This is a genomic window from Trebonia kvetii, assembly GCF_007827045.1.
Classification (GTDB): domain Bacteria; phylum Actinomycetota; class Actinomycetes; order Streptosporangiales; family Streptosporangiaceae; genus Trebonia; species Trebonia kvetii.
On sequence record NZ_RPFW01000008.1, the window covers coordinates 304362 to 325665 of the forward strand.

Consider the following 21304-nt stretch of genomic DNA (forward strand, 5'->3'; position numbering starts at 1 on the left):
GAACAGTCAAGTTAACGCCCGTATAATTACAGGCATGGAGTGGCTGACCGATGAACAGCAGGCGGCGTGGCGACCCGTGGTCGCACTGCTGCTGCGGCTGCCCGCCGCCCTCGACGCCCAGCTGCAGAAGGACGCGGGCATCACCCACTTCGACTACCTCGTCCTGTCCGGCCTGTCCGAGGCGCCGGACCGCACGCTGCGGATGAGCGAGCTCGCCGCGATGGCCAGCGGCTCGCTGTCTCGGCTGAGCCACGTCGTCAGCCGCCTCGAGGCCAAGGGCTGGGTCCGCCGCGAGGCCTGCCCAGGCGACGGCCGCTTCATCAACGCCGTGCTCACCGACGAGGGCTGGGCCAAGGTCGTCGCCACCGCCCCTGGCCACGTCGCCGCCGTCCGCGAGCTGCTCATCAGCACGCTGTCCGACGAGGAGTTCCGCCAGTTCGGCGCGATCGCGAGCCAGGTGCTCGCCGCGCAGGGCATAACAGTCAGGATCCCGAACGGGATCGGGTGATCCCGCCACCTCCCGGGGCTCCCCGGCGCCGGTAGGCTGCTAGCCCCGGTCGTGGCCGGGTATGACCAGGCCGGACTCGTAGGCGGCCACCACCGCCTGGGTCCTGTCCCGCAGGCCGAGCTTGGCAAGGATCCGGCTGACGTGCGTCTTCACAGTCTCCTCGGTGACCACGAGCCGGCCAGCGATCTCCGTGTTGGACAGGCCGGCAGCGACTAGGCGCAGCACCTCGGTCTCCCGCGGGGTGAGTGCCGCGAGTCCGCCGGTAACCGGGCCTGCCGCCGCGGGCCGCCGAGTCTTCGCGAACTCGCTGATCAGCCGCCTGGTGATCGCCGGGGCGAGCAGCGCCTCGCCCGCCGCGACCACGCGGACCGCCTCGAACAGCCGCTCCGCGGTGGCGTCCTTGAGCAGGAAACCGCTCGCGCCCGCCCGCAGCGCGTCGAAGACGTACTCGTCCAGGTCGAAGGTGGTCAGGATGAGCACCTTCGGTGCCGGAACGGTGTCGTCCGCCTCGCCGGTGAGCTGCCGCGTGGCCTCGATCCCGTCGGTGCCCGGCATGCGGACGTCCATCAGCACTACGTCGGGCCGCAGCTCCCGGCAAGCCCGCACCGCCTCGCCGCCGTCGCTTGCCGTGCCGAGCACAGTGAAGTCCGGCTGCGTGGCGAGCAGCGCGGCGAAACCCGCCCGGACCACCTCGTGGTCGTCGGCGACCAGGATCCCGATCGTCTCGCTCATCCGCGCCCGCCCACTCCGCTCGCTCCGGTCGCCGTGCTGTCCGCGCTCGCTCCGCTCGCGAGGGTCCGCGTGCCGTCGGCGTCCCTCGACCCGGGAAGTACCGCCTCGACGAGGAAACCGCCGCCCGGCGCCGTCCCGGTGTACAGCGACCCGCCCACAGAGAACGCCCGTTCCCGCATGCCGAGCAGCCCGTGTCCGCCGGAGTTGGCCGCCCCACCCGGGCCAGGCCCGTTGTCGCGCACCCGCAGCCGCAGCACGTCAGGAGCGTAACGCAGCTCCACGTCGATGGCCACGCCAGCGGCGTGCCGCCTGGCGTTGGTCAGCGCCTCCTGCACGATCCGGTAGGCGGCGAGTTCCACGCCCGGATCGAGCGGCGTCATGTGACCGGAGATGATCAGCCGGGCGGTGGCTCCCGACGCCTCGCGCGCCGCGTCGATCAGCTCCGCGAGCTGCGCGAGACCCGGCTGCGGGTGCCTGCTCGCGGTCCGCGTCCCGGGTGCCGGGTCGGAGCGGGCGGGTCCGGCCGTCCCTGGGGCCCCCGCGGCCCCCGAGGTTTCGGCGGTCCGCGCGGTCCCGGCGGTCCCGGAGGCCCCGGCCAGCGCGGCGGCCCCGGCCAGCGCGGCGGCCCCGGCCACGGCGGCGGGTTCGGCGTCGGCCGCATCCTCGCGGAGCACGCCGAGCAGCCGCCGCATCTCGGTAAGGCCGCCGCGCGCCGTGTCGCCGATCTCCGCGAACCGCCGCGCCCCCGCTTCGGGCAGCCCTTGTGTGGTCAGCCGCCCGGTCTCGGCGAGCACCGCGATCATCGAGATGTGGTGGGCGACCACGTCGTGCAGCTCACGGGCGATCCGCGCGCGCTCGCCGCGCGCGGTGTGCGCGACGAGCGTCCCCGCGAGCGCCTCACCCGCCGCGGAGTACGTCTTCGCCTGCCGCGACGAGCGGACAGCGAGGCCGCCACCGGCCGCCACGGGCACGAGACCGGCGAGCAGGATTGCCGCGACGTTTCTGTGCTCGGCCAGGGCGACCACAAGGAACGGCAGGCCGAGCGCCAGGGCAAGGAACGGGGCCAGGTACGGCGCGAGCGCCGCGCCGCCACCAGGCTCGCCCGCACCGCCGCGCGCCGCGCCGCGTACCTCGCCCACCATGCCGAGCCGGGCCGCCGCCACGATCAGCGCGATCATTCCCGCGACAGTCGGCCAGGAGAAGGAGGCGAGGACGAGCACATTCGCCACCGCGATCACCAGGGCCGAGGGGAGTGGTGACAGCAGCAGGGGCAGCGTCGACGCGAGGGCGAGCACGCAAAGCGGCAGCCCGTACAGCGTGGCAAGCTCGCCGGCCGTAAGGCCGCCGCCGTGGTCAGCCGCCTGGCCTATCGCCTGCCCCACCCCGGCGAGTGCGAGCAGCGCGACGCCGGCCCGCACCGCGAGCGGCTTCTTCGCGGCGCGCGACAACCGGGCCGGCCAGTCCTGTCCCATGTCACCTATTGTCCGCGCCGCGGCCCGCCGGCCGCGTCCTCCCCGCAAGCGCAATCTCCGGTAGCTCTCAAGGGGGACGCCGCACCCGTTCGGTACCTCGGGAAGAGGAGCGCTGAAGACCGCTCCGCACCGTGACGACCCGCACCACCGCGGGACCGTAGCGTGTGCTGCCATGGAAGCAACGATCGAAGTGACCGGGCTGCGCAAGCGGTTCGGGCAGGCGCGGGCCCTCGACGGCATGACATTCACCGTCGCGCCTGGTCAGGTCACCGGCTTCGTCGGGCCGAACGGCGCCGGCAAGTCGACCACGATGCGCGTCATTCTCGGCCTCGACGCACCCGACGAGGGCACGGCCCTGGTCAACGGCAAGCCATACCGCCGGCTGCGGCAGCCGCTCAGCCAGCTCGGCGCGCTTCTTGACGCGGCCGCCCTCCAGCCGAGCAGGAGCGCGCGCAACCACCTGCTGTGGCTGGCCCACTCCCAGGGCCTGTCCGCCGGCCGCGTGGACGAGGTCATCGGCCTGACCGGCCTCGCGGCCGTGGCGAAGCGGAAGGCGGGCGGGTACTCACTCGGCATGCGCCAGCGCCTCGGCATCGCGGCCGCGCTGCTCGGCGACCCGCCGGTGCTGATGATGGACGAGCCGTTCAACGGCATGGATCCCGAGGGCATCGCCTGGATGCGCACGTTCCTGCGCGACCTGGCCGCGCAGGGCCGCGCCGTCCTCGTCTCCAGCCACCTGATGAGCGAGCTGCAGGACACCGCCGACCACCTGGTGGTGGCCGGTCGCGGCAAGGTCATCGCCGACCGCAGCGTCGCCGACCTGATCGCCGCCGCCTCCGGCGAGCGGGTGCAGCTGCGCACCACCGCCCGCGCCGACGCGATGCGCGTCCTCGCCAATGCGGGGGCTGAGGTCGCCGCGACCGCGCCGGATGTCCTGACCATCGCAAGGCTCTCCTCCGAACGGGTAGTGGCAACTCTCACCGCCGACCGGGTCCCGTTCAGCGAGGTGAGCGCCCACCGGGCGACCCTCGAGGAGGCCTACATGGAACTCACGAGGATCGCGGACGCGGTGGAGTTCCGGGCGGGGGCCTCGTCATGACGACGATCGCACCGTACCGCTCGCCGGCCAGCGCCGGCCGTGACGGATTCGGGCACGCGCTTCGCGCGGAGTGGACCAAGTTCCGCACCGTCCGCGGTTGGGTGATCGGCGCGCTCGTCGCGGTGCTCGCCACGGCTGGGCTCGGCATCCTCGCCTCGAGCGGCGGGCAGAGCTCCTGCCAGGGGGTCGGCACCGCCGGGCAGCAGGGCAGCGGCTCATGCCAGCAGGGCATCTCCTTCACGCTCGGCCCGAACGGCGAGCCGGTGTCCGACAGCTTCTACTTCGTCGGCCAGCCGTTCACCGGTGACGGCAGCATCACCGCCCGGGTGTCGTCACTGACCGGGCATGTGTCGTCGCGGGACGTGCCCGTCAGCAGCGACGGGTCAGGCACCGTTCCCGGCGTCGAAGAGTGGGCCAAGGCCGGCCTGATCATCAAGGAGAACCTCACCCAGGGCTCGGCATACGCGGCGATCATGGTCGCCGGCGGGCACGGCGTGCGCATGCAGTGGAACTACACGGGCGACACCGCGGGGATGACCGGCACGGTCGGGCCGGCGAACCCGCGCTGGCTGCGGCTGACCAGGTCTGGCGACGTGATTACCGGCTACGACTCGGCCGACGGCGCGCGCTGGTCGCGCGTCGGTTCCGTGACGCTTTCCGGCCTCTCGTCGACCGTGCGGGTCGGCCCGTTCGCCGCGTCGCCCGACTCCAGGCACACCGGCGAGGGCTTCGGCGGCGGGACCAGCAGCGGCGGCGGTCCAACCTGGGATACCGCGGTCTTCGACCACCTCGCCGTGGCGGACGGCTGGACGGCGGGGCCATGGACCGGACACTACGTCGGCTTTCCCGAGATAGCCGGGGTCGTCGGGTATCACCAGACGGGCGGGACGTCGCCCACGTTCACGCTCACCGGCGAGGGCGACATCGCGCCGATCCCGGCCGGGCACGGCGGCCAGGCGGACCCCGCGGTCACCGTCAGCGACTACCTGGTGGGCACCTTCGCGGGCCTGATCGCGATCGTGGTGGTCGCCGCCCTGTTCGTCACCGCCGAGTACCGGCGCGGGCTGATCAGGCTGACCCTCGCGGCGACCCCTTCCCGCGGCCGGGTGCTCGCGGCCAAGTCGGTCGTCGTGGCCGCCGTCGGCTTCGTCGCCGGGCTGCTTGGCGCGGGTGTCGCGGTGCTGGCCGGCGAGGCGATCACTAGGGCCAGGGGCTACTACGCGTTTCCCGTCTCCGGAATGGCCGAGGCCAGGGTGATCGTCGGCACCGGCATCCTTACCGCCATGTTCGCGGTGCTTGCCCTGGCGATCGGCACCATCGTGCGCCGCAGCGCGGCCACGATCGCGGTCGCCGTCGTGGTGATCGTGCTGCCGTACTTCCTCTCCGTATTCGCGGCCGTGCCGCTCGCCGCGGGTGACTGGCTGCTGCGGATCCTGCCGGCCGCCGGGTTCGCGCTGCAGCAGCCGTACCCGGCCTACGGCCAGGTCAGCATGTTCTACGCACCCTTCTCCGGGTATTTCCCGCTGTCGCCGCTCGCGGGCCTCGGGGTGCTCGCCGCGTGGACCGCGGCCGCGCTCGCCCTGGCCGCCTACCTGCTGCGCAGGAGGGACGCATGAGCGAGCTTGCGAGCGAATCGGTAAGTACGGTGCGTCCGCGAATGCGGACTCCGAGCGCCAGCGAGGTGTCCTCGTGAACGGCGCGCTGCACGCGGAGTGGACCAAGTTCCGCACCGTGGCCGGCAGCTGGTGGCTGCTGCTCGCCGCGGCCGCGCTCACCATCGCGGTGAGCGCGGCGGCGGCCGCCGCCTACCACTGCCCGCCGGGGAACGGCGCCTGCGCCGCCGCGGCAACCGGCGCGGACCCGGCAAAGCTCAGCCTCACCGGCGTCCTGCTCGGCCAGGTGATCATCGCCCTGATCGCGGTCCTCGCCATCGGCGGCGAGTACGGCAGCGGGATGATCCGCGTCACCTTGATGGCGACACCACGCCGGCTCACCGCCTACGCCGCCAAGGCCCTGGTCACCACCGCGGCGGCCGTTGCGGCCGCGCTGCTCGCGGTGGGCGGCTCGGTGCTCGCCGGCTGGCTGATCTTGCCGGGCAAAGGCCTGTCGGCGGCCAACGGCTACCTGCCCATGTCCCTGGGCAACGCGGGTGACCTGCGCGCCGCCTGCGGCTCCGTGCTCTACCTGACGCTGATCGCCCTGCTCGCCTTCGGCGTGACCGCCGCCCTCCGCGACTCGGCAGCCGGCATCGGCGCCGTCCTCGGCGTGCTGCTCGTCCTGCCGATCGCCTCACTCGTCATACCCGACCACGTGCTCGCCCGTCACCTGGCACAGCTCTCCCCGATGACCGCGGGCCTGTACATCCAGGTCACCAGGGGAGTGGACACGCTGCCGCTCACCCCGTGGCAGGGCCTGGGCGTCACCGCACTGTGGGCCGCCGGCGCCCTAGCCCTAGGCGCCGCCGTCCTCCGCCTCCGCGACGCCTAGCCACGTCGCGCCCCGGCCACCTGACCCGGCACTTTCATCTTTACTTAGCTGGCGACCACACATTCCGGTCATAACGGCCACAAAAGTGGTCACCGGGTATGCAAAGACGCGGAAAGTGGTCGTCACCTAGACAAACGAGTGGCGCGGCGGCGGAGATTCTGGCCGCCTCGATGGCGGCCCCGGTCAGCTATCGCGTAGCCGCTTGGCGAACGCGGCCGCCGCGGCGCCGGGGTCGGCCGCGTCGGTGATCGCCCGCACCACGACGACCCGGGTCGCGCCCGCGTCGAGCACCGCGCCGAGCCGGTCGAAGCTGATCCCGCCGATCGCAAACCAGGGGCGGGCGGCGCCGAGTCCGGCCACGTGCGTGAGCAGCCCCGTTCCCGTGCCAGGCCGACCCTGCTTGGTCGGCGTCTCCCACACCGGCCCGGCGCAGAAGTAGTCCACGCCTTCCTCGATCGCCGCGGCCGCCGCCTGCTCAGGGCTGTGGCTCGACCGCCCGATCACCGGCCCGGGGCCGAGGATCCGCCGCGCCACGGGGACCGGCAGGTCGTCCTGGCCGAGGTGGAGCACGTCCGCCCCGGCCGCGAGGGCCACATCGGCCCGGTCGTTGACCGCGAGCAGCGTCCCGTGCCTGGCGCACGCGGCGGCGAACACCTCGAGCAGCGCTAGTTCCTCGCCCGCCTCCAAGCCCTTCTCCCTGAGCTGGACGATGTCCACCCCGTTGCTCAGCACCGCGTCGAGGAACGGGGCGAGATCCTCAGTTGAACGCCGCCCGTCCGTGCACAGGTAGAGCCGCGCGGCGGCGAGCCGCGTCCGCACATCAGTCGTCACGCCCCTATCGTGGCACGTCCACGGCATAGGCCCGCGCCGCTACGCTCGTGTCCATGCCGAGGGTCCTGGTTGTCGGTGACGTGATCAACGACATTCTGGCCGTGGTGCGGGGGCCGCTGCGGCACGGCGAAGACAACACGGCGACGATCAGGACGCGGGCGGGCGGCTCGGCGGCCAACCAGGCCGCGTGGCTGGCATCGCTCGGGGTGGACGTCGCGTTCGTCGGCCGGGCCGGCCTGGCCGACGCCGCGTTCCACCGGCAGGAACTTGCGCGGTTCGGCGTCGAGCCGCACCTGGCGGCCGACGAGTCCACTCCCACCGGCTCGATCGTCGTGCTGACCGGGCCGGACGGCGAGCGGACCATGATCACCTCACGCGGCGCGAACCTGAACCTGTGTCAGGCGGACGCGCCCGCGACGCTGCTCGACGGCGCTGACCTGCTGCATCTCACCGGCTACACGCTCTTCGAGCCGGGCACCCGCGCGGTCGCGCGAGGCCTCATCGCCGAGGCCGGGCGCCGCGGCATCCCGTTCACCGTCGACCCAGGTTCGGCGGCGTTTCTCGGCGCCCTCGGTCCAGGCGAGTTCCTCGGCTGGACGTCAACAGCTGCCGTCTGCTTCCCGAACCACGACGAGGCCGTCGTTCTCGCCGGCCGGCAGCCACGGACCGGCGGCCGCCCAGGGATCGGCGGCGGCCCAGGGATCGGCCGCCGCCCAGGCGCCGGCCAGCCAGACCCGGGTATGGCGGACCCCGTACGCCTCGCCGCGGAGCTGGCACGGCACTACGGCGTGGTCGCACTCAAGCTGGGCCCGGACGGCGCGGTGGTCGCCGCCGCCGGAGAGACCGAGCCGGTCACGGTCCCGGCCGTCCCGGCGCTCGTCCGCGACACCACGGGAGCCGGCGACGCCTTCTGCGCGGGCTTCCTCGCCGCCTGGCTCGCGGGCGCGAGCCTGAGGGCCGCCGCGGCAGCCGGCACCAGGGCAGCAGCAACCGCCGTGGCACTCCTCGGTGGCCGGCCGGCACCCGACCCCAAATGAGCAGCAGCCAAGCGAGCCAACCGAGCCAAGCGGCCCGCTTCCGGGCATATCGGACGCCAGCGTTAGACTGAGGTGAACAAAGCACGGGAGCCCGCCAAAGGGCTGAGAGGGAGGCACGGGGCCTCCGACCGTCGAACCTGATCCGGGTAATGCCGGCGAAGGGAGCGCGCGCGTGGACGCGGACGTCATTGTCGCAGGCGGCGGGGTGATCGGCACCGCTATCGCCTGGCGCGCCGCTAGGACCGGCCTGAAAGTCATCCTGGTCGACCCCGGAGGCGGCGACCCGGTAAACGACGATCCGCGGACGAGCGACAGGGCGAGCCTGGTCGCGGCCGGCATGCTCGGCCCGGTATCGGAGTCCGTCTTCGGCGAGCAAGACCTGCTCAATCTCAACCTGCACGCCATCGACCGCTTCCCCTCGTTCAACGCCGAACTGGAGCAGGCCGCGAACACCACCACGGGCCTGCGCACCGAGGGCACCCTCGCCGTCGCCTACGACAACGGCGACCTGGCCGCACTCGACCGCCTCACCGACTTCCGGCACTCGATCGGGCTCAAGGCCGAACGCCTCGACGCCAGAGAATGCCGCAGGCGCGAGCCGTTCCTCGCCCCGTCCACCCGCGGCGGGGTACTCGCCACCGGCGACCTGTCCGTCGACAACCGCCGCTACCTGGCCGCACTCCGCCAGGCGGCCGCACGCGCCGGCGTCGCGACGATCAAGGACAAGGCAACCGAGGTAACGGGAACCACGCTGCGCACCGCGACTAAAAAACTGACCGCAAGGCACGTCGTCGTCGCGGCCGGCCACGCGACCCGGGCCATCGACGGCCTCCCCGACGAGGTCAGGAAGGCGATCCGCCCGGTCAAGGGCCAGATCCTGCGCCTGCGCCATCCGGGAAACCTGCCGCACATCCTCACGCACACCGTGCGCGCCATCGTCCAGGGCCACGACCTCTACCTGGTCCCGAGAATGGACGGCGAGCTCGTCGTCGGCGCCACCCAGGAGGAACGCGACGACCGCGACGTGACCGCCGGCGCCGTCCACGACCTGCTTCGCGACGCGACCACCGCGGTGCCCGCGGTCAGCGAGCTGGTCTTCGCCGAGGCGAGCGCCGGGCTACGGCCCGGCACCAGCGACAACGGCCCCATCCTCGGCCTGGCCGGCGACGGCGGCCCGCTCATCGCGGCCGGCCACTACCGCAACGGCATTCTGCTGTCGGCCGGCACCGCCGACGCGGTGACCGCCCTGCTGTGCGGTCAGGACCCGCACCCCGCCTGGCTGCCGTTCACGCCCGGCCGATTCCGGAAGATAACAGCATGAAGCTCACCGTCAACGGAGACCAGCGCGAATGCCCGGCAGGCACCACGCTCGCCGCGCTGGTGACCGCGATCGTCCCGTCCGCCCGCGGGGTGGCCGCCGCCGTCGACGGCGAGGTCGTCCCCCGCCGCGCGTGGCCGGACACCCCGCTCGCCGACGGCGCGGTAGTCGAGGTCGTCACCGCCGTCCAGGGAGGCTGACAGCACAATGACCACACCGAACTGCGAACTCTCTTCTTCTGACCCTGCCGCCACGAATCAGCGACCTTGTACGTCAGAAGACGAGAGTTCGTTCGTCCCCACGCCCGCCACCGAACCATGGCACCTGGGAGGCCGCGCGCTGTCATCGCGGCTCATCGTCGGCACCGGCGGAGCGCCGTCGCTCGAGGTGCTCGGCAAGGTCCTCGCCGCCTCAGGCACCGAGCTGACCACGGTCGCCATGCGCCGGGTCGGCGACACGGGCCAGGGGTCGCTCATCGGGACCATCCAGCAGGCAGGCGTCGCCGTCCTGCCGAACACGGCAGGCTGCCACACCGCCGCGGAGGCGCTGCTCACCGCCAGGCTTGCCCGCGAGGCCCTGGAGACCGACCTGGTCAAGCTCGAGGTCGTCGCCGACGACATCACCCTGCTGCCCGACCCGGTGGAACTGCTCGACGCGGCGCAGCTGCTCGTCGCGGACGGCTTCACCGTGCTCCCGTACACCAACGACGACCCGGTGCTCGCGATCCGCCTCGAGGAGGCGGGGTGCGCCGCGGTGATGCCGCTCGGCGCGCCGATCGGGTCCGGCCTCGGCATCAGGAACCCGCACAACATCGCGATGATCGTCGAGCGGGCCGGGGTCCCGGTGATCCTGGACGCGGGCATCGGCACCGCGAGCGACGCGGCGCTCGCCATGGAGCTCGGCTGCGACGGGGTGCTGATCGCGTCCGCGATCACCCGCGCCGCCGACCCGCAGCGCATGGCGGTCGCGATGGCGCTGGCGGTGGAGGCGGGCCGGGCCGCGTACCAGGCAGGGCGCATACCTCGCCGCTGGCACGCGGTCGCGTCGAGCCCGGAGCTGCCGCGGCCCGCCGCCGGGGTGACCGCGTGATCGCTCGCGTGCTTTCCATCGCCTCCTCCGATTCCGGCGGCGGTGCGGGAATCCAGGCCGACCTCAAGGCCTTCGCGCGCTGCGGTGCGCACGGCATGACCGCGATTGTCGCGCTGACCGCGCAGAACACCCTGGGCGTGACATCGATCGCCGAGCAGTCACCCGATTTCGTTCGGGATCAGATCAGGGCGGTGCTCGATGACATCGGCGCTGACGCGGTCAAGACCGGCATGCTGTTCTCTTCCGCGATCATCGAGGCGGTGGCCGACGAGCTGACGGGCCGCGGGCTGCCGCTGGTGGTCGACCCGGTGCTTGTCGCCAGCTCGGGCAGCCGGCTGCTGCTGCCCGAGGCGGTCGCGACGCTGACCGGCCTGCTGTTCCCGCTGGCCACCGTGGTGACACCGAACCTGCCCGAGGCGCAGGCGCTGACCGGCCTGGACACCGAGGACCGCGCCGTGCTCGCGCAGCGGCTCGTGGAGATGGGCGCGGGCGCCGCCCTGGTGACCGGCGGGCACGGGGCCATACCCGCCGACCATCTCTTCGACGGGCGGACTCACCTGACGATTCCCGTGCCGCGTCACGAGGTCGCGGCGACCCACGGCGCCGGCTGTACCCACTCCGCGGCGCTTGCCGCGGGGCTCGCCGCCGGGCTGCCGCTGGCGGACGCCGCCAGGCGCGCCTCCGCCATCGCCAGCGACGCGGTGGCCAACGGCCTCGCGGACATCGGCAAGGGCGACGGCCCCGTCCATGTGCTGTATTGCTTGCGGGGGGACGACCCCCCTGCACCCCCTGGCATGGGAGGGCTTCGCCCCCCCATATCCCCCCCACGGGGGGACGGCGCAGAAGGCGCGCCGCCCCCCGCGCTGCGCTGAGGTTACGGCATGGTGGTGCGGGTGGCAGGCGGTCCATAGCCCAGACCGCCTCCGCGGCTATGGTTGTCTTGAGGCGGCCTTCAGGGAACCTCCAGTTCCGGCGCCTATCGTCGGCTTCGTTAGCGAACTAGGCGTGAGCGTGGAGGCTGGATCGTGCCTGACAAGGCGATCATCTCGCACCGCGGCGAGAAGTATGAGATCGGGCGCGGCAAGCGCTTTTACGGCATTTGGGCGGTGGGCGCGCCGTACGAGGCCCCCGTCGACCGGTGGCCAGAAAATCCGAGTGGCTGGCAGCAGGCCTGGGGGCGGTTCGCCACGATCGAGGCGCCAGGCACCATTGAGCCGGTCGCCCGCGAGCGGAAGTCGTCCTGGCTGAAGGGGTCGGGATCGCGACCCCGCGGCGGGCTGCCGCTGCGGCCGCGCGGCAATGTCGCGCTGTTCGTGGGGGAGGGGCTGCTCGTCCTGGGTGTGGTCCTCGGACTCGCCGGGCTGTTCCCCGCGTATTTCGCGACGCCGGGCCAGGCATCAAAGAGCCTGCTCGCGCAGCCGGATCAGGTCGTCCTACACCTGTGCTACGTGATCGGCTGGGCGGTGAGCGCCGCGCTCATCGCGCTCAGCGTGGCACGCCCCGCCACCGCGCGGCTCGGCGCGCTGTTCGGCCTAGGGCTCGGCGTGGTGACGTTCGGGCTCTTCCTCGCCGACCTCGGTGAGGCGACCCAGGCAGGCGTCTCGGCCGGCTCCGGCCTGGTGATCAGCCTGCTCGGCTGGCTCGCCTGCACCGTTGGCTCCGCGTTCGCGCTCGCCATCAAGGAGCCGCAGGCTGGCCAGCCCGCGGCGGATGCGCAGCTTGCGCAGGCCGGCCAGCCCGCGCCGGTCTTGCAGCCGGCCAGGCCGAAACGGAAGCACGTGGGCCCGCTGGCGCTGCTCGTGCTCGCCGCCATCGGCACCGCGGCGGCGTTCTTCCCGTCGTGGGACAGCTACACCCTGGTTGCCGCGGCGACGGGAACGTCGCAGACGATCACCGAGGGCAACGCGTTCACCAGCCACTACCCGGGCCTTGTGGTCGCCGGGGACGTCGCCGTCATGGTCGCGATCGTCGTGATCGCGGCGCTCGCCGCGCTGTCGCGCACGCCGCGGCGCGGGGCGCTGCTGCTCGCCGGCGCAATTGTGCCGTTGGCCGCGCAGGCGGTCTCGGCGCTGATTCAGGTGAGCCAGCCGGTGTCGCCCACGCTGTTCGGCATCTCCTCGGCGCAGGCTCAGGCCGTGGGGTTGTCCATCTCCGCCGGGGTCACGCCTATCTTCTGGGTGTTCTTTGTGTTCGTGATTTCCCTGCTCGTATCGTGTGCATGGCTCTTCACCGAGCCCGGTCATCCGGCAATGCCGGCATTCTCCGGCTACGGCTGGCCGCCCGCGGGTCCCGGCACGTCTGCCGAGACCGACGAGGCGCCTAGCGACGCCGTGACGGACGACGCGGAAAGCGAAGCGAGCGAGCCGAAAGCGAAGCAAGAAGAGGACGATAGCGCTGCCGCACCCGAGGGCGGCGGGCTATCCGCCTACGCCTGAAAGCGCTACGCCTTCGCGATCTGGCCGTAGAAAAACGCCCCCGGCGATGACGCCGGGGGCGTTTACTCCTTTTCAGGAGCTGTGATCGGCGCGTAGCAGGTAGAAATACGCTTTCTACTGACGTGCTACTTGCCCGTGGCGGCCTGGTACTTCGCGACCAGCTCCGCCGGGACGCGGCCACGATCCTTAATGTCGAAGCCGTTCTCGCGAGCCCAGTTCCTGATTTCGGTCGTGTTCAGCGCGGAGCCGGCCCCCCGGCCAGCCCGACCTGCGGCGCGACCGCCGCGGCGTGCTCCGCCGCCGACCTTGCGAGCGTGGCTGACGTACTTTCCGAGTGCGGACCGAAGCTCTTCAGAGTGCTTCTCGTTGAGGTCGATCTCGTATTCCGTGCCGTCAAGGGCGAACCGTACGGTCCCCTGAGCTGCCCCGCCGTCAATGTCGTCTATGAAGAGTGTTGTGATCTTTTGGGCCACTTCGGAATCCGCCTTTCCTGGTATCGACAGCCATCATAAGCGATAGCTGAACCGTAACGCGCCAGGAGGACGCCACCCCGTCTCCCACACAAGACTGGTAAATACCGGTGCCCCGCATCCGGTTGCCGGGCTTTGTGCTAGCGCTGAGCCACTAGCAATCATAACGCATGGACGGGCTAAGTGATGCGTCATAACTCACAAAGGTGGTGAGTCGCTGCGCGTGATACTGCAATCGCACCGCAATGGTTAAGAGCTGCCGCTGCTCTCAGAGAGGCCAGGATTCCTGTGCGTAACCCATCTGCCAGAACATCCACTCGTAGCGGCTCGTCGTCCTGAAGTGCCGGCGTACACTGGCATTCTCTTCCGCCGAAAGGCCCAGGGAAACCCGGTCAAGCTCGGCGATCACCTCGGCGACGACCTGACCGTACTCCTCGGCGCCATAGGTCGCGATCCATCGCCGATAGCGAGCATCGGGTGAGCCAAGGCGGAGAAGTTCCTTGCCGACCTCTGAGTAGATCCAGTAACACGGCAAGACGACGCCGACGCCTTCCGCGTAGCTGCCACCGCGGACAGTGGCGAGAAGGTAACTGGTATAGGCGAGATTGGTCGGCGCGGGCTCGGCGCGCGCCGCGTCCTCTTTGGATATTCCCAGTTCCCCGAGGAGAGTGGTGTGCAGTTCGAGTTCCGCGGCGATCGCTTCCGCAGCGTGACTGGCGAACATGCGCATCGCGGACGCCGTGGGCGCGCGGCTGGCCACCGCCGCTAGGGCCCGCGCGTACTCGCGTAGGTAAAGCGCGTCCTGCATCACATAGAACGCGAATGACTGCTCGGGCAGTGTCCCGTCGGTTAGCCCGGTGATGAAGGGGTGCGCCAGGATCGCGCTGTAGATATCGCTGATGCTCTCCCACAGCCGGGAGCTGTACGACTCGGCCATCGCGCCACCATAAACGTACGCGCCCGCCTCTGGCCAAGCGGCCCCCGCCTTATCCGCGCGCAATTGCACGCGCGCTCAGCTTGTCTGCACCACGTCTGCGGCGACGATGATCCCGTTCTGAACGGTGTCAGTGGTGTATTGCCGCGTGACGCCGTTGCGGCTATCGGTGGCCGCCAGATCGAAGTTGACCTGATCGCCTGATTCCCAGTTCTCCGATCCGATACGCCCTGTGCGCCCGTGCACGAGAACCCCGCGACGAAGTCCTGATACGACTGCCCGGTCGTTGCGCCATCGCCGATCAGCGCATATGCCTGCTCGTAGTCGCCTGATTCGATATCGCCGTAGTAAGCGGACACGACGGCCCGCGGATCAGTGACATTCTGATCCGCGGGCTGCTGCGGCGCGGCCGGGACGGTGATGGTAGCCGGCATGCCGGGTTCCGCGGCGCGACGGGATCGGGCCTGATGTATTCGCGAGCCGGCCGCTCCGGCACGATGGGCGCATGACGATTCTTGGGGCGACATGCCTTCCTCAGGTGCCACCGGAGCAACTGCGCGAGGTGGCGCGCGTGGCGCAGGACACCGGGCTCGCTGAGCTGTGGCTGTGGGAGGACTGCTTCTGGGGCGGCGGGATGTCGGTCGCGTCCGCGCTCCTCGCCTGGACGGACCGGCTGCACGTGGGGGTGGGCGTGTTTCCCGTGCCGCTGCGCAATGTGGCGCTCGCCGCGATGGAGACGGCCGCAGTGCAGCGGATGTTCCCCGGCCGGTTCACGGTCGGCGTCGGCCATGGGGTGCAGGACTGGATGGGCCAGGTGGGCGCCCGTGCCGCCTCGCCGGTGACCCTGCTGAGCGAGTACCTGGCCGCGCTGCGCGCGCTGCTGCGCGGCGAGCCGGTGACGACAGCCGGCCGCTACGTCACGCTTGACGACGTGACGCTTGGCCTACCGCCGCTCGCGCCCGTCCCCGTGTTCTCCGCGGCGGCCGGCCCGCGCACCCTCGAGGTGAGTGGCAGGCACGCCGACGGGACCATCCTCGACTCAGGGACCACGCCGGACCGGACGCGTGCCGCACTGGAAACCATTGACCGCGCCCGCGCCGAGGCCGGCCGCACGGGCCCGCACCAGATCGTCGTCTACCTCGAGGCCGTCACCGGCCCGGACGCCGCCGCGCGGCTTGCGGCGTTGGACCGGGGCGCCAGCGCCTCGGTCGCGGGCGACGCGCACGCAGTCGCCGACGCGGTCCGCTTCTGGGCGGGCCTCGGCGCGGACCGCGTGATCCTGCACCCGGCCCCGGACGACAAGGACCCAGTCGCCTTTATCCGCTTCACCGCCGAGCAGGTCCAGCCCCTGCTGTCCTGAGCCAAACGACCCGCGCCGCACCGGCGCGTGCGGGCCTGGGCCGACGACTGTGCGAACTAGGAGGACGGGTCGGCCGGGCCCGGGCCGTCGCTGGGCCAGCTGCCCTGGTCGGTGCCTGGCCAGCCGCCGGCGCTGGCGCCGTAACCGGGGCCTGCGCCGGGTTCGGCCCGCTGGCCGTGCGCGGCGGTGAGCCGGTAGTAGACCAGCGTCACGACCGCCGCGACGAACGGGGCCACCAGCCCGCCGGACACCAGGGAGGAGATGAAGCTCCGCCAGCCGTATGGCAGGGTGCGCAGGACCGCGCCCAGGACGATGTCGATCGCGATCAGGATCAGGAACACCAGGATGTACACGCCGAACACGTTCCACGCGTATCCGCTCACCGTCCGCCAGCTGCGGCCGAACGACTCCAGCGCGCCCGCGCGGCCGATCACGATCTCCGGGATGATCAGCGACCAGAACGTGAGCAGGATCAGGCCGGGCACGATGATCAGGATGAACCCGATCCCGATGCCGATGCTGGCGAGGATCGAGGCCACCGCGACCGAGCCGAGGAACGGCAGCGCGGACGAGATGGTTGCGCGCAGGTCAAGGTCGACGCGCCCGTCGCGGACGTCCTGCACGGCGAGCACCAGCGCCGACTGCAGCAGGAAGACGCCGAACATCGTGAAGATCAGCCCGATGTACGCGCCCCACGCGCCGAGCCCCCAGCTCAGCAGCGCGTTGATGACGGCGATCACGAGGTAGATGGAGAAGGAGATGACCATGAAGTGCGCGGCATGCCGCCGGTACAGCGCCCACGCCTCGCCAAGGACCCCTGATAGCGGACTCATACCGGTATCGTAAGCGTCCGGCTGCTCCGCGTCACCAGGCCAGCTAGTAGTAGATGAGCCCGACCGCGCCGCCGCCGGCGGTGATCGCGTCGCCGTTGACCGCGACGCTCTTCGGCGAGGCGAGGAACGCGACGACGGCGGCGACCTCATCGGCGGTGACGATCCGCCCGATCGAGACCGAGGCCCCGATCTGCCGCTCGACCTCCGCCACGGACACCCCGGCGCGCTCGGCTCGCCCGGCGAGGATCTGCGGCGTCTTCTCCGTCACCGTGACGCCTGGGTGCACCACAGTCACGTTGATCCCGTCCCTGCCGAGCTCGTCCGCCAGGTTCTTGGTCAGCGCCGCGACCGCCACGTTCCGCACCGTCCCGGTGACCGACCCTGTCGACCGCGCGGCAAGCCCGCTGATGTTGATGATCCGCCCCCAGCGGGCCGCCCGCATTCCGGGTACGAAGGCCCGTGCGCAGCGCAGGTAGCCGAGCACCTTCACGTTGACCTGCTCGCCGAACTCGGCCGCGTCGAACCCGTCGATGCCGACGACCGCCCCGGTGTTGGGCCGCGCCGCCGCGTTCACCAGGATGTCCGCTCCGCCGAGACGGCGGTTCACCTCCGCCGCCATCGCGGCGACCGCGTCATCGTCCCCGGTGTCGCACGGGACGCCGATCACCGTGCGCCCGGAGGCGGCGGTGAGCGCCCCGGCCGCCGCGTCCAGTGCCGCCGTGCCCCTGGCGATGAGCGCGACGTCGCAGCCCTCGGCCGCCAGTGCCCGCGCGATGGCGAGCCCGATGCCCCTGCTCCCGCCGGTGACGACGGCACGCTTCCCGGTCAGCTCGAGATCCATGGTCCGATCCTCTCACCAGGAAACCCACCATCGGGGGTCCGCCAGTGCGTGCGATGACCGGCCGGGCGGGAGCAATAGTAAAGAAGTTATTAGGAACTTTCCCCGGCGAATACGGCGTCATTGCGGCGTTTTGAGAAATCTTCTGGGTTACTAATTTGTGACCAAGGTTCCTCCGACCCCGCGGCGACAGGTCTGTTAGCGTCGCTCGGGTTGCGGCTGATCACGCCGCTGTTCCGGGGACGAGGAGAACATGGCACAACGCAGGCTCTTGTCCGTCTTGGCCGTGTCGGCCGCCGCAGCCGCCCTCGCCGGCGGAATCCCGGCGATCGCCAGCGCGGTCAGCGCGGGTTCGGCGGGCAGCACCGGCGTGACAATGCTGACGTCGGCGCAGGTCGCGAAGCTGTCGCAGAACGTCGACAAGCCAGTGATCGTGATCATGAAGAGCCAGGCCGCCCAGGTGCCGGTGAGCAGCTCGGCCGCGGTGACCAGCAGGACGGCCGCGGTGAAGGCGAACCAGTCCTCGCTCGTCGGCGAACTGCAGCAAGTGGCCGCCAAGCACATCAAGCAGTTCACCCTGGTCAACTCGCTCTCGGCCACCGTCTCGGCGCTTGAGGCGCAGCGCCTCGCGGCGGACCCCGCGGTGGCGGCGGTGATCCCGGACACCACGTTCACCATCACGGACCCGGCGGCCATGCAGCCCGCGGCGACGGCGAGCCCCGCGCGCACCACCTCGCTTCCGCTGCACAGCATCCCCGGCGCCTGCGCGACGAGCAAGAGCAAGGCACAGACCGTGCCGGAAGGCCTCGCGCTGACTGGCACCAAGTCGGCACATTCCCTCGGCTTCACCGGGGCCGGCGTCAAGGTGGCGTACATCGCCGACGGCCTGGACCCGAAGAACGTGAACTTCATCAGGAAGAACGGCACCTCGGTCTTCACTGCCTACAAGGACTTCACCGGGGACGGCCCGACCGCGCCGACCACCGCCGGCGAGGCGTTCCTCGACGCGAACACCATCGCCGGGCAGGGCACCAACATCTACAACGTCAATGGCTTCTCCGCTCAGGGCTACCCCGGCGGCTGCTTCATCAAGATCCAGGGCGTGGCACCCGGCGCCTCCCTTGTCGGCCTTGATGTCTTCTCCGGCGACCAGGCGCACCCCTACGTGACCACCACGTCGACGATCGCGCAGGCGATCAACTACGCGGTCGAGACCGCCAAGGTGAACGTGCTCAACGAGTCGTTCGGCGGCAACGCGCTCCCGGACAGCGCCGCCGACGCGATCAAGATCTTCGACGAGGCGGCCATCAAGGCCGGCGTCGTGGTCAGCGTCTCCACCGGCGACGCCGGCACCGCGAACACCATCGGCTCGCCGTCCAGCGACCCGAACGTCATCTCGGTCGGCGCGACCACGCAGTTCCAGGCGATGGCCCAGGCCAACATCGGCGGCGCGCGCTACTTCGCGTCCAAGGGCTGGCTGAACAACAACATCAGCTCCTTCAGCTCCGCCGGCTTCAACGAGGCGGGCGGGACCGTCAACCTGGTCGCGCCCGGCGACCTGAGCTGGGCCTCCTGCGACGCGAACACGAAGTACTCCGAGTGCACCAACAACCTCGGCAAGCCGAGCGTGATCGAGGAGGCGGGCGGCACCAGCGAGTCCGCTCCGTTCGTGTCCGGCGCCGCCGCCCTCGTGATGCAGGCGTACAAGAAGACTCACGGCGGCTTCCCCAGCCCGGCCGTGGTCAAGCGGATCCTGCTGTCCACCGCCACCGACCTTGGCGCCCCGGCGCAAGAGCAGGGCTCCGGCCTGCTCAACAGCCTCAAGGCCGTCCAGATGGCCGAGTCCTACGGGCACTCGGGCCGCACCGGGTCGACCGTGGCCGTCTCGGCGGCCCAGCTCACCGACAACAGCCTGCCGGGCGTGGTCAAGCACTACTTCGTGACTTTCACCAACGAGGGCACGAAGGCGCAGACGGTCAAGGCGGCCGGCCGCGCACTCGGCGCGGACACCGTGCTCGGGAACGGCACCGTGACGCTGAGCGACTCCGCGAGTAACCAGTACGCGGCGGACACTGGCAGCAAGGTGAACTACGCGGTATTCAAGTTCCACGTTCCCGCGGGCCAGGGTCGCCTCGCCGTATCGATCGCGTACGCCTCGAACCCGAACAACACCTTCCTGCCGGTCAACCTCACCCTGGTGGACCCGAACGGCAAGCTGGCCGCCGAGTCCGAGCCGCAGGGCGCGGGCAACTACGGCAACGTGGATGTGCGCGCTCCGGCCGCGGGCCTGTGGACGGCGATCGCTTCCGGCTACCCGGCAAGCCTAGGCGGCTACAACGGCAAGGTCGTCTGGCATGCGGTGAGCGAGAAGTTCATCTCGTTCGGCAGTGTCCAGCCGGGTCCCTTCACCCTGTCGCCCGGCCAGTCGAGGAACATCCAGTTCACCCTGACGACGCCGGCCAACCCCGGTGACACGGCCGGCTCGCTGGTGGTCAGCTCAAGCCTGGGGGGGAAGACCTCGATCCCGGTGATCGTGCGCTCCCAGGTCAACGTCGCCACCGGCGGCAAGTTCACCGGTACGCTCACCGGCGGCAACGGCCGCGGCGCGCTCGGCACCGGCGACTACTACTCGTTCAACGTCCCCTCGGGCACCAAGCAGGTCACAGTCCAGCTCGCGATGCACAACAACCCGGGCATCGGCAACGTGATCGGCGCCTACCTGGTCGCGCCGGACGGCAACGCGGTGGCCTACGGTCAGAACTACGCGCTGACCGGTGCCGAGGTCGGCGTCACCAACCCGACGCTCACCGTCAGCGCGCTCAACCCGGTCGGCGGCCTGTGGACGCTGGTCATCGCGTTCGCCGAGCCGGTCGCGGGGACAGAGGTGTCCGACTCCTACGCGGGCATCGTGTCCTTCACCAGCGCGGCGGCGACCGCGGTGCCCACCACGCCGCTGCCGGCAGGCGGGCAGACGCTGGCCGGCGGGACCCCGGTCCTCGTCCCGGTGACGATCACCAACACCTCCAACGCGCCGCAGGACTACTTCTTCGACGCGCGGACGAACATGTCAGCGACCATGACGCTGGCGCCGGTCGATTTCGGCACGAACACGGCGTTCGCCAAGGCGTCGAACAAGACGACGCTGCCGCTGTCGGCGAACGCCACCCAGGCGTTCTACTTCGTGCCGACGCACACCTCATCGGTCGCGGTGAAGCAGACCTCCACCATCCCCGCGATGACGGACCTGACCACCGTGACCGGCGGTGACCCGGACAGCGGCCTGGCCGGCCTGTCCAAGGGGTCGCTGTGCGCCAAGTCGGTCTCGGAGGCCTACACGCCGTCCGGTGGCTGGGTGACCTCGGGCGCCTGGTCGGTCGGGCCGACCGAGTGCGGACCGTTCAACTCGCTCGTCAAGGCAAACGGCACGGCGACCGACACGCTGACCGTCAAGGCGGCGGCGTTCGACAGCACCGTGACCAGTGCGACCGGCGACTTCGAGCAGCTGGCGACGAGCGCGGCGGCGGGCAGTGCGGCCATCAACCAGGCCGTCGAGCTCCAGCCGGGGCAGTCCGTCACGGTCAACGTGACGATCACGCCGTCCGGCACCGCGGGCACCGTGCACACCGGCACGCTCTACCTGGACGCGCTGCAGAGCGGCGTACCGCCGTATGGCCAGATTGCCGCCGACGAGGTGGTGGCCCTGCCGTATTCCTACACCGTCGGGTAGTCACTCCGGCATTGACACGGAGCCCCTCGTCCGCGGCCACGCGGGCGGGGGGCTTCCGCGTTTCGCCGTATGGAGGAAACCGCACCCGTTCCGGATAATTCTGCTAGGCCATGCAACCCGAGCGAGCCTGACCG

General features: G+C 71.0%; 20 protein-coding genes and 1 riboswitch. Of the genes, 12 read left to right on the forward strand and 8 right to left on the reverse strand.

Annotated features, from left to right (window positions below; all coding sequences use genetic code 11):
* Positions 1–34 precede the first annotated feature (34 nt).
* Positions 35–508 carry a MarR family winged helix-turn-helix transcriptional regulator gene (locus tag EAS64_RS36100; protein ID WP_145860509.1) on the forward strand — a complete coding sequence of 158 codons (474 nt, stop codon included), beginning with the start codon at positions 35–37 and terminating at the stop codon, positions 506–508.
* Positions 509–547: 39 nt separating this feature from the next.
* Here the strand turns inward: EAS64_RS36100 and EAS64_RS36105 are convergent, their stop codons facing one another.
* Positions 548–1240: a response regulator gene (locus EAS64_RS36105; protein WP_145860511.1), complete on the reverse strand. Its 693-nt coding sequence runs from the start codon at positions 1238–1240 to the stop codon at positions 548–550.
* Positions 1237–2712: a sensor histidine kinase gene (locus tag EAS64_RS36110; RefSeq protein ID WP_187366427.1), complete on the reverse strand. Its 1476-nt coding sequence runs from the start codon at positions 2710–2712 to the stop codon at positions 1237–1239. The genes EAS64_RS36105 and EAS64_RS36110 overlap by 4 nt, the downstream gene beginning before the upstream one ends.
* Positions 2713–2884: 172 nt before the next feature.
* Between EAS64_RS36110 and EAS64_RS36115 the strand changes: the two genes are divergently transcribed.
* From EAS64_RS36115 to EAS64_RS36125, 3 genes are all read left to right on the forward strand, one after another.
* Positions 2885–3811, forward strand: a complete 927-nt coding sequence (locus EAS64_RS36115; RefSeq protein WP_145860514.1) for an ATP-binding cassette domain-containing protein — start codon at positions 2885–2887, stop codon at positions 3809–3811.
* Positions 3808–5427 (forward strand): ABC transporter permease subunit, encoded by a 1620-nt coding sequence (locus tag EAS64_RS36120; protein WP_145860516.1) that lies wholly within the window; start codon positions 3808–3810, stop codon positions 5425–5427. Before EAS64_RS36115 ends, EAS64_RS36120 begins: the two co-directional genes overlap by 4 nt.
* A gap of 73 nt (positions 5428–5500) precedes the next feature.
* Positions 5501–6298, forward strand: a complete 798-nt coding sequence (locus tag EAS64_RS36125) for an ABC transporter permease (protein ID WP_145860518.1) — start codon at positions 5501–5503, stop codon at positions 6296–6298.
* A gap of 183 nt (positions 6299–6481) precedes the next feature.
* Here the strand turns inward: EAS64_RS36125 and thiE are convergent, their stop codons facing one another.
* Entirely contained in the window at positions 6482–7156 is a 675-nt protein-coding gene (thiE, locus tag EAS64_RS36130) for a thiamine phosphate synthase (RefSeq protein ID WP_145860520.1), read from the reverse strand.
* A gap of 26 nt (positions 7157–7182) precedes the next feature.
* On the opposite strand from thiE, the gene EAS64_RS36135 reads away from it, so the two are divergent.
* From EAS64_RS36135 to EAS64_RS36160, 6 genes are all read left to right on the forward strand, one after another.
* Positions 7183–8166, forward strand: a complete 984-nt coding sequence (locus tag EAS64_RS36135) for a carbohydrate kinase family protein (protein WP_145860522.1) — start codon at positions 7183–7185, stop codon at positions 8164–8166.
* 81 nt (positions 8167–8247) lie between these two features.
* Positions 8248–8332: riboswitch (TPP riboswitch) on the forward strand.
* Positions 8333–8338: 6 nt separating this feature from the next.
* Positions 8339–9487 carry a glycine oxidase ThiO gene (gene thiO, locus EAS64_RS36140; RefSeq protein ID WP_145860524.1) on the forward strand — a complete coding sequence of 383 codons (1149 nt, stop codon included), beginning with the start codon at positions 8339–8341 and terminating at the stop codon, positions 9485–9487.
* Positions 9484–9684: a sulfur carrier protein ThiS gene (gene thiS, locus EAS64_RS36145; RefSeq protein WP_145860526.1), complete on the forward strand. Its 201-nt coding sequence runs from the start codon at positions 9484–9486 to the stop codon at positions 9682–9684. Before thiO ends, thiS begins: the two co-directional genes overlap by 4 nt.
* Positions 9685–9691: 7 nt before the next feature.
* Positions 9692–10573, forward strand: a complete 882-nt coding sequence (locus tag EAS64_RS36150; RefSeq protein WP_145860528.1) for a thiazole synthase — start codon at positions 9692–9694, stop codon at positions 10571–10573.
* Positions 10570–11445 carry a bifunctional hydroxymethylpyrimidine kinase/phosphomethylpyrimidine kinase gene (gene thiD, locus EAS64_RS36155; RefSeq protein ID WP_187366428.1) on the forward strand — a complete coding sequence of 292 codons (876 nt, stop codon included), beginning with the start codon at positions 10570–10572 and terminating at the stop codon, positions 11443–11445. Before EAS64_RS36150 ends, thiD begins: the two co-directional genes overlap by 4 nt.
* A gap of 153 nt (positions 11446–11598) precedes the next feature.
* Complete coding sequence (locus tag EAS64_RS36160) at positions 11599–13008, forward strand: hypothetical protein (protein WP_145860530.1); 1410 nt, start codon at positions 11599–11601, stop codon at positions 13006–13008.
* Positions 13009–13133: 125 nt separating this feature from the next.
* On the opposite strand, the gene EAS64_RS36165 is transcribed toward EAS64_RS36160, so the two are convergent.
* From EAS64_RS36165 to EAS64_RS44170, 3 genes are all read right to left on the reverse strand, one after another.
* Complete coding sequence (locus EAS64_RS36165) at positions 13134–13481, reverse strand: histone-like nucleoid-structuring protein Lsr2 (protein WP_145860532.1); 348 nt, start codon at positions 13479–13481, stop codon at positions 13134–13136.
* A 265-nt stretch (positions 13482–13746) separates the two neighbouring features.
* The gene (tenA, locus tag EAS64_RS36170; RefSeq protein ID WP_145860534.1) at positions 13747–14415 is read right to left on the reverse strand and encodes a thiaminase II; all 669 of its coding nucleotides are present in this window, start codon (positions 14413–14415) and stop codon (positions 13747–13749) included.
* A gap of 75 nt (positions 14416–14490) precedes the next feature.
* Positions 14491–14658: a hypothetical protein gene (locus EAS64_RS44170; protein ID WP_187366429.1), complete on the reverse strand. Its 168-nt coding sequence runs from the start codon at positions 14656–14658 to the stop codon at positions 14491–14493.
* 259 nt (positions 14659–14917) lie between these two features.
* Between EAS64_RS44170 and EAS64_RS36175 the strand changes: the two genes are divergently transcribed.
* Positions 14918–15772, forward strand: a complete 855-nt coding sequence (locus tag EAS64_RS36175; protein WP_145860536.1) for an LLM class flavin-dependent oxidoreductase — start codon at positions 14918–14920, stop codon at positions 15770–15772.
* A gap of 56 nt (positions 15773–15828) precedes the next feature.
* On the opposite strand, the gene EAS64_RS36180 is transcribed toward EAS64_RS36175, so the two are convergent.
* Positions 15829–16605, reverse strand: coding sequence for a DUF7847 domain-containing protein (locus EAS64_RS36180; RefSeq protein ID WP_145860538.1), 777 nt, complete (start codon positions 16603–16605; stop codon positions 15829–15831).
* 43 nt (positions 16606–16648) lie between these two features.
* A complete protein-coding gene (locus EAS64_RS36185) occupies positions 16649–17446 on the reverse strand; it encodes an SDR family NAD(P)-dependent oxidoreductase (protein ID WP_145860540.1) in 798 nt (265 codons plus the stop codon).
* A gap of 250 nt (positions 17447–17696) precedes the next feature.
* On the opposite strand from EAS64_RS36185, the gene EAS64_RS36190 reads away from it, so the two are divergent.
* A complete protein-coding gene (locus tag EAS64_RS36190) occupies positions 17697–21170 on the forward strand; it encodes a S8 family serine peptidase (RefSeq protein WP_145860542.1) in 3474 nt (1157 codons plus the stop codon).
* The last annotated feature ends 134 nt before the right edge of the window (positions 21171–21304 follow it).

Excerpts from the sequence above, each read along its gene's own strand:
- EAS64_RS36135 (WP_145860522.1), top strand. The coding sequence starts at position 7,183 with ATGCCGAGGGTCCTGGTTGTCGGTGACGTGATCAACGACATTCTGGCC.
- EAS64_RS36190 (WP_145860542.1), top strand. The coding sequence starts at position 17,697 with ATGGCACAACGCAGGCTCTTGTCCGTCTTGGCCGTGTCGGCCGCCGCA.
- EAS64_RS36120 (WP_145860516.1), top strand. The coding sequence starts at position 3,808 with ATGACGACGATCGCACCGTACCGCTCGCCGGCCAGCGCCGGCCGTGAC.
- EAS64_RS36100 (WP_145860509.1), top strand. The coding sequence starts at position 35 with ATGGAGTGGCTGACCGATGAACAGCAGGCGGCGTGGCGACCCGTGGTC.
- EAS64_RS36175 (WP_145860536.1), top strand. The coding sequence starts at position 14,918 with ATGACGATTCTTGGGGCGACATGCCTTCCTCAGGTGCCACCGGAGCAA.
- EAS64_RS36115 (WP_145860514.1), top strand. The coding sequence starts at position 2,885 with ATGGAAGCAACGATCGAAGTGACCGGGCTGCGCAAGCGGTTCGGGCAG.
- EAS64_RS36180 (WP_145860538.1), bottom strand. The coding sequence starts at position 16,605 with ATGAGTCCGCTATCAGGGGTCCTTGGCGAGGCGTGGGCGCTGTACCGG.
- thiS (WP_145860526.1), top strand. The coding sequence starts at position 9,484 with ATGAAGCTCACCGTCAACGGAGACCAGCGCGAATGCCCGGCAGGCACC.
- EAS64_RS36105 (WP_145860511.1), bottom strand. The coding sequence starts at position 1,240 with ATGAGCGAGACGATCGGGATCCTGGTCGCCGACGACCACGAGGTGGTC.
- EAS64_RS36110 (WP_187366427.1), bottom strand. The coding sequence starts at position 2,712 with ATGGGACAGGACTGGCCGGCCCGGTTGTCGCGCGCCGCGAAGAAGCCG.
- EAS64_RS36185 (WP_145860540.1), bottom strand. The coding sequence starts at position 17,446 with ATGGATCTCGAGCTGACCGGGAAGCGTGCCGTCGTCACCGGCGGGAGC.
- thiE (WP_145860520.1), bottom strand. The coding sequence starts at position 7,156 with ATGCCGTGGACGTGCCACGATAGGGGCGTGACGACTGATGTGCGGACG.
- tenA (WP_145860534.1), bottom strand. The coding sequence starts at position 14,415 with ATGGCCGAGTCGTACAGCTCCCGGCTGTGGGAGAGCATCAGCGATATC.
- EAS64_RS36150 (WP_145860528.1), top strand. The coding sequence starts at position 9,692 with ATGACCACACCGAACTGCGAACTCTCTTCTTCTGACCCTGCCGCCACG.